Annotated in this window: 6 protein-coding genes; 3 read left to right on the plus strand and 3 right to left on the minus strand. The window is 45.6% G+C overall.

The genetic code is table 11. The features are described from left to right. Window positions 1-64: 64 nt before the first annotated feature. The 3 genes from HMPREF1647_RS04050 to HMPREF1647_RS04060 all read right to left on the minus strand — a co-directional run bounded on the left by HMPREF1647_RS04050 (window position 65) and on the right by HMPREF1647_RS04060 (window position 3,599). The gene (locus tag HMPREF1647_RS04050; protein WP_052039128.1) at window positions 65-811 is read right to left on the minus strand and encodes a DUF3793 family protein; all 747 of its coding nucleotides are present in this window, start codon (window positions 809-811) and stop codon (window positions 65-67) included. Between the two features lie 313 nt (window positions 812-1,124). Next, a complete protein-coding gene (locus tag HMPREF1647_RS04055; RefSeq protein WP_035432277.1) occupies window positions 1,125-3,293 on the minus strand; it encodes a heavy metal translocating P-type ATPase in 2,169 nt (722 codons plus the stop codon). A 3-nt stretch (window positions 3,294-3,296) separates the two neighbouring features. Beyond that, window positions 3,297-3,599 (minus strand): hypothetical protein, encoded by a 303-nt coding sequence (locus HMPREF1647_RS04060; protein WP_035432279.1) that lies wholly within the window; start codon window positions 3,597-3,599, stop codon window positions 3,297-3,299. A gap of 402 nt (window positions 3,600-4,001) precedes the next feature. On the opposite strand from HMPREF1647_RS04060, the gene HMPREF1647_RS04065 reads away from it, so the two are divergent. The 3 genes from HMPREF1647_RS04065 to HMPREF1647_RS04075 are packed head-to-tail and all read left to right on the plus strand — an operon-like array spanning window position 4,002 to window position 6,273. Next, window positions 4,002-4,556 (plus strand): glutathione peroxidase, encoded by a 555-nt coding sequence (locus HMPREF1647_RS04065; RefSeq protein WP_035432281.1) that lies wholly within the window; start codon window positions 4,002-4,004, stop codon window positions 4,554-4,556. A gap of 21 nt (window positions 4,557-4,577) precedes the next feature. Further along, the gene (locus HMPREF1647_RS04070; RefSeq protein WP_187468919.1) at window positions 4,578-5,093 is read left to right on the plus strand and encodes a MarR family winged helix-turn-helix transcriptional regulator; all 516 of its coding nucleotides are present in this window, start codon (window positions 4,578-4,580) and stop codon (window positions 5,091-5,093) included. Window positions 5,094-5,100: 7 nt separating this feature from the next. After that, a complete protein-coding gene (locus HMPREF1647_RS04075) occupies window positions 5,101-6,273 on the plus strand; it encodes a cation diffusion facilitator family transporter (RefSeq protein ID WP_035432284.1) in 1,173 nt (390 codons plus the stop codon). Window positions 6,274-6,306: the final 33 nt, after the last annotated feature.

The following is a 6,306-nucleotide window of genomic DNA, read 5'->3' on the forward strand; positions in this document are numbered from 1 at the left end:
CAGGTTCCCCCTGGAAAACTACACATTACTTTCAATACCTCAACAAGAAATCCAAGTGCACCCCTTATGCAACCTGGTATTTCTCGGCATTGCCATACGATGAGAGAATCTGCGCCAAAGATTCCCCTTGATAAAAACGAAGCTTGCAGTGGTCTTCTGCATCTTTAAGCCGCTCAAGGCGCAGGCGAGTTTCTTCCGTGTTGTCATAGACTTTCCAAGCACCAGTAAAGAGCTCAGGCTGGCCGTTCATAAAGCCTTGAACATCTGCAAGTGGATAGCCCAGCACAAGACCAATCTCATGCGGAAACGCAGCCTTTCTTGCATGAAAAGCAAAGATTTTTGAGCGCATGCTTTTCATCAACGCTTGCACCGAATCAGTGGAATGGCCAAACGTTGCCAAGAACTCACAGTGCTCTGGTTTGGCGAGAATATCCTCAACAAGCTCAGGTCTATACGCAACGAATGACACTTTTCCACCCGAAATAGCAGAAGTAGCAAGCAGCGTTACCCCAAACAGAGAGAGCTCGTGTGTAGCGTTACAGAGAAATGCCCTCAGTGTTGGATCGGTGCAGACTAGACTTGTGCAGGAACTGCAAGACTTGTGGGACGCAAATGAAAAGAGTGCAGCTGGCTTAACGTAAGCAATAACACCAGCAGCACAGCGAACAAATGTTGTCGCGAAATCGTGACAAAGTTCAGACGTATACGCTCTTCCGCTTCCAGCAGAAGCAAGCTTTTTATCCGCGGAATACACACGGGGAGAAGTAACGTCAAAAAGCGATGAATTCTCAAAAGAAGTAAGACAATCCATACCGCACTTGCTCCCTTCTTAAAAATGCGCCGTCGACTAAAAGGGAGCCGACGGCGCCTGGATTCCGGACCCTTGGAGAGGGGAAAGGTTCCGGGCTGATAAAGCAAATTTGTTAGAACTAGCTCCTGTTATATAAAAACCTTAACAAGTTAACCTCTTCTAACTATTTAAAGTGTAAGCCTTAGCTAACTAATTGCAAGTGAAAACTCAAAATATTTTTACTTTTGACAGAAAAAAGCTCCCGTCTCTTACGAATAAGAAACGGGAGCTTTAACGTGATCTAAAAAACACTTTGCTAGCGCACAGGTACGCTCTAAGCAGCCTGTCCTTCAGTTAAAAGCAATTTAACCTCAGAAGGAACATTTAGGTTATGAGCTGCAGTAGTAAGCAGCGACCTTGTGTTTGCAAGCGTTACCATAAGTGTCAAAAGGTTGTGCATATATGCAGCAGCACTTACGGTAATAAGACCTGCGACACCTGCAGCAATGAAAGAGCTGTTCAGTGCAACAATCGTACGATAGTCGGCGTGAATCCTCTTCATTACCTGCTGGCCCAAAAGACGCATGATTACCAGCGATTCAAGCGAATCATTCTTAATCGAAATATCCGCAACTGCGCGAGCAATATCAGTTGCATCAGACAGAGCCAGTGAAACATCAGAAACAGCCAGAGCAGGTGAATCGTTAATACCATCGCCTACCATTGCAACGGTGTAGCCCTCCTGCTGGAACTTCTTAACATACTCGCACTTATCCTCTGGGAGAATCTGTGCCACGTAATCGTCAAGACCAAGCTTCTTTGCAACACTTGCTGCTACGTTTTCTGAGTCACCGGTCAGCATAACCATACGCTTAACGCCAAGAGCGCGAAGCTGTGAAATAGTTGCTGCTGCGTCTTCTCTTACAGGATCGGTAATACAAATTGCTGCAATAAGCTTTGAGTCCTCGGACATGAAGATAATGGACGAGGTTGGAGCAATCTGTGCAAGGTCGTCCTGAATTCCCTCGGGCATTGGGGTCTTCTCGTCATCAAAAATGAAGTGAGCAGAACCAATGCAGACCTCTTTGTCGTTAACCTTGGTACGAATACCGTGAGCAACAACATACTTAACCTCTGCGTGGAACTCGTCTTTGTGCTTGAGGCCACGTACCTTTGCCTCGTTCACAATTGCGCGAGCCATGCTGTGTGGGAAGTGCTCCTCAATACATGCAGCAAGGCGCAAGAGCTGGTCCTCGGTACGATCGCAGAAGCTGACAATACATTCAACGTGTGGAACTGCCTTTGTCAGCGTGCCTGTCTTATCAAAGACGATAAGATCTGCTGCAGCGATCTTCTCGAGGTATTTGCCGCCCTTAACCGTCATGCCAAACTTGGCTGCCTCATCCATAGCACTACCCACTGCAACAGGAGTAGAAAGCTTAATGGCGCAGGAATAATCAACCATAAGAACGGTCATAGCCTTAGTGATGTTTCGGGTAATGCCCCAAATACCAAAGAAGGCAAGGAAGCTGTAAGGAACCAATGCATCAGAAAGGCGCTCTGCCTTAGACTGTGCGCCAGCCTTAAGCTCAGCAGACTGTTCAACCATATCAACAATGTTGTCGATACGAGACATTCCTGGAGGAGCAGTGACGCTTACCATAAGGTCACCGTCTTCAAGGGCGGTGCCTGCGTAAACGGTTGAGCCAGGCTCTTTGGTAACAAGGCGAGACTCACCTGTCATGGCAGCCTCGTTCATCTGGCCAATGCCTTCAACAACTTTGCCGTCAACAGGAAGAACGCCACCAGCACGCTGGTGCAAAATCATGCCCTTCTCAACCTCAGAAAGGGCAATCATAACGTCCTTACCGTCAATACGAGCCCAAACGTTCTCAGAACGAGTGATTAGGCCATCACGAAGTGCAAGACGTGCTCGGCTTGCTACGTGGTTCTCCATAGCTGCAGACAGCTCAAGCAAGAACATGACCGTAGATGCATCTGCCCACTCATTTCTTAGAATTGAAGTGGTGATAGCAGTTGCGTCCAAAACCTCAACAGTCAGCTCTTTCTTAAACAGGCGCTTAACGCCTTCCACGACAAATGGAATGGCGCGGAGAATAACGTATGCGTAGTTAGCAACTGCGGGTAGTGGCAAAGAGCGCATAATCCAGCGGCGTGCGAATGTGGTCACAACCTCCATCTGGAAACGATTGTTCTCAAGAGCCATCTCAATTGAGCTGCAGAAGTCTTCAAGGCCTGCCTCTTCTTCTCGTGGCAAGTTCAAGACATCAAAAGCGCCAACAGCCGCAAGTACCTGATCTCTCTTGAGAGGATCAAACCTTAGCAAGAGAGAGCCGTTTGCCATGTGAACTTCAGCGTGACGAACGCCGTCAACACGCATCAGCTCATAGGAAATACCACGGGCTTCAGCCTCATCAATATGACCCAGGTCGCATTTTGCACGAATGCGACCTGAGATTTCATTAGTAATTGTGAAGCGCATGAATTATGCCTGTGCGCCCTCTGCATCGATCTGCTTGGTAACCTCAGCGCGGATACCCTCCTCGAGCTCAGCAAGGCGAGCGCGAACAGCAGCGTCAATCTTGGACTCACGGCGAGCCTCTGCGACAACGTCGTTAGCCTCGTCGACAACATTCTGAGTCTCTGCGGAAACGCGGTCAGTTACGCGAAGACCACATGCAGTTGCCTTGACAGCTGCCTTGTGAAGAGTGCCGTTAGAAGCAAGACCAGCAACAACGCCAGCAAGTGCAGCGCCACCGGCTGCGAGACACCAATTGTTCAGTTTCATGTAAATCCCCCATCTGCTTTTTGCAAATTAATCGGTTAATGACCTATTGAAGATAAAATTATTATACGAAAAAAACAAGTGAAAATCATTACTAATTAGTTATCCTAATGAAACAATTGTGCACAAGTAATTTCTTACCTGCGAAAACGTTTCCTATGGTTAGCCATGGTATACATATAAATTTTGTGAAGATGCCGCTCCGAGGCGTTACTTAAATTATTGATATTTGCTCATATAGGCTATCAATTAAATGAAAAAATAACATTCTTTCTATGTCGTTATTGTGAAATTTAAATTGTGTACAATTTATTTGTGTTAGGTTACAGCTGCTGGGGTACACTACCCAAAGAAAGTAAGCCATCTAACGCTTCGGACTATCCGTGGCTAGTTGAAAGGAACATCATGGCAAACACCAATATCTATGACCTCTCCGTAGAAGAGCGTGACGGCTCCGTAACTTCCCTCTCCTCTTTTGATGGTAAGGTTCTTCTGATTGTCAACACTGCAACTGGCTGCGGCTTTACCCCACAGTATGAGGATCTTGAGCGCATTTATGCCGCATATAAAGATCAAGGCTTTGAGATTTTAGACTTCCCTTGCAATCAGTTTGCTGATCAGGCTCCAGAGTCCGATGAAGAGATTCATCAGTTCTGCACTATGAAATTTGGCACCGATTTTCCACAGTTCAAGAAGGGCGACGTTAACGGAGAGACCGCGAATCCTCTCTTTGAGCGTCTTGCATCAGCTTTCACCTTCCAAGGCTTTGGTAAGGGTATCAAGGCCCTTGCGCTGGACAAATTTGCAAAGGCAAACAACAAGAAGTTTGGTGACAAGGCTTATATCATGTGGAACTTCACTAAATTCCTTGTAGACCGCCAGGGAAACGTTGTTGCACGCTTTGAGCCAACCACCGATATGGCAGAAGTTGAGTCTGCAATTAAAAACCTACTTGCGTAAGGCGAGAGGACCGATTTACTCATGAGTTCTTCTCAAAAAGAAATACAGTCCGTTGCAGCCGCTAGCACTTTTGCTAGCGGCTCTTCTGCACTCGACAACTCCCCCGATATACCCGAGCTTCTCCTTAAAAACCAGCTCTGCTTCCCGCTCTACAGTGCCTCAAAAGAAGTGGTGCGAAGGTATACGCCGCTGCTTAAGCCCTTTAATTTAACGTATACACAATACATTGCCATGATGGCGCTTTGGGAACATGAATCCTTGGATGTCAAAACCTTAGGTGAGCTCTTATTTCTTGATTCAGGCACCTTGACTCCACTTCTTAAAAAACTTGAGGAGAAGAGCCTTGTACTGCGTCAAAAAACAAACAAAGACGGACGTCAGCTGATTGTTTCTCTTACCCAAAAAGGCAAAGACCTTAGGCGAGAAATTCAAGTGGTCCCACATCAGATTGGCTCATGCGTTAATCTTTCGCCCGAAGAAGGCGCTGAGCTTAAACGATTGCTTTTAAAAGTTCTCTCTAACGTTACAGAAAGCTAGATTTACTATGACCCAATCACAGGTAACTATAACCTCTTCTGAACGTGAAACCGCCATAGTACGCACTAGCACCATTGGCATTGTAGCTAATGTTGCTCTTGCGGTATTTAAGGCTGTCGTAGGCATTTTATCTAACTCAATTGCCGTTACTCTTGATGCAGTGAACAATCTCTCCGATGCAATCTCATCAATCATCACCATTGTGGGAACTAAACTCTCTAACAAAAAAGCTGATCGCGAGCATCCTTTTGGTCACGGACGCATCGAATACATCACTACAACAGTAATTGCTGCAATCATTATGTATGCAGGTATTTCTTCACTCATCAAATCCATCCAAGGCATCATGGATCCTGTTACACCAGACTATAGTCCCCTATCTTTAGTCATCATTGCAGTAGCTGTGCTGGTAAAGATTATTTTGGGTCGCTACGTCCGCTCTGTAGGTAATCGCGTAAACTCCGACACCCTTATTGCGTCGGGTTCAGATGCACTTTTTGACGCCACACTCTCTACTTCTGTTTTAACAGCTGCGCTTATCTTTATCTTTACAAAAATTAGCCTTGAAGCATATGTAGGTGTTGTAATCTCTGGTTTTATTATTAAGGCCTCAATCGAATTATTGCAGGGCTCCATTAAAGAAATTATTGGCATGCGTCCCGATGCAGCTCTTTCAACGCTCATTTACAACATTGTGAAAGAGGATCCAGACGCAGAAGGCGTCTACGACCTTATTATCCACAGCTATGGCCCAGATAAATTTGTTGGCTCATTCCACACTGAGGTTCTTGATACCACTTCAGCTATTGAGATTGATACGATGAATAGGCGTCTAAGTACAGAGATTTACAAGCAGACATCAGGCAAAATAATCATTGCTGCTATTGGTATTTATGCGAGAAACACTACCGATAATCGCATTGTAAAAATGCGTACTGAAGTAACTGAAATGGCTTTAGCTCATGAAGGTGTTCTTCAAGTTCATGGTTTTATTGCTGACATTGAAAATCAATTTATGGCCTTTGATGCAGTCATTGAGTTTGGCTATGACGGTAAGCAAATCGTCCACGATATTATTCATGAAGTAGAAGCATCCTACCCTGACATGAACGTCTCAGTTCTTTTGGACCGCGATACAAGCGATCTTTCTGAACATGAAGAAGACAGAGACTTGCACTAAAAGCAAGTAAATACATCTTAAAAAGGGGCGAGC

The organism is Lancefieldella parvula DNF00906 (assembly GCF_000758945.1).
Taxonomy (GTDB): Bacteria; Actinomycetota; Coriobacteriia; order Coriobacteriales; family Atopobiaceae; genus Lancefieldella; species Lancefieldella parvula_C.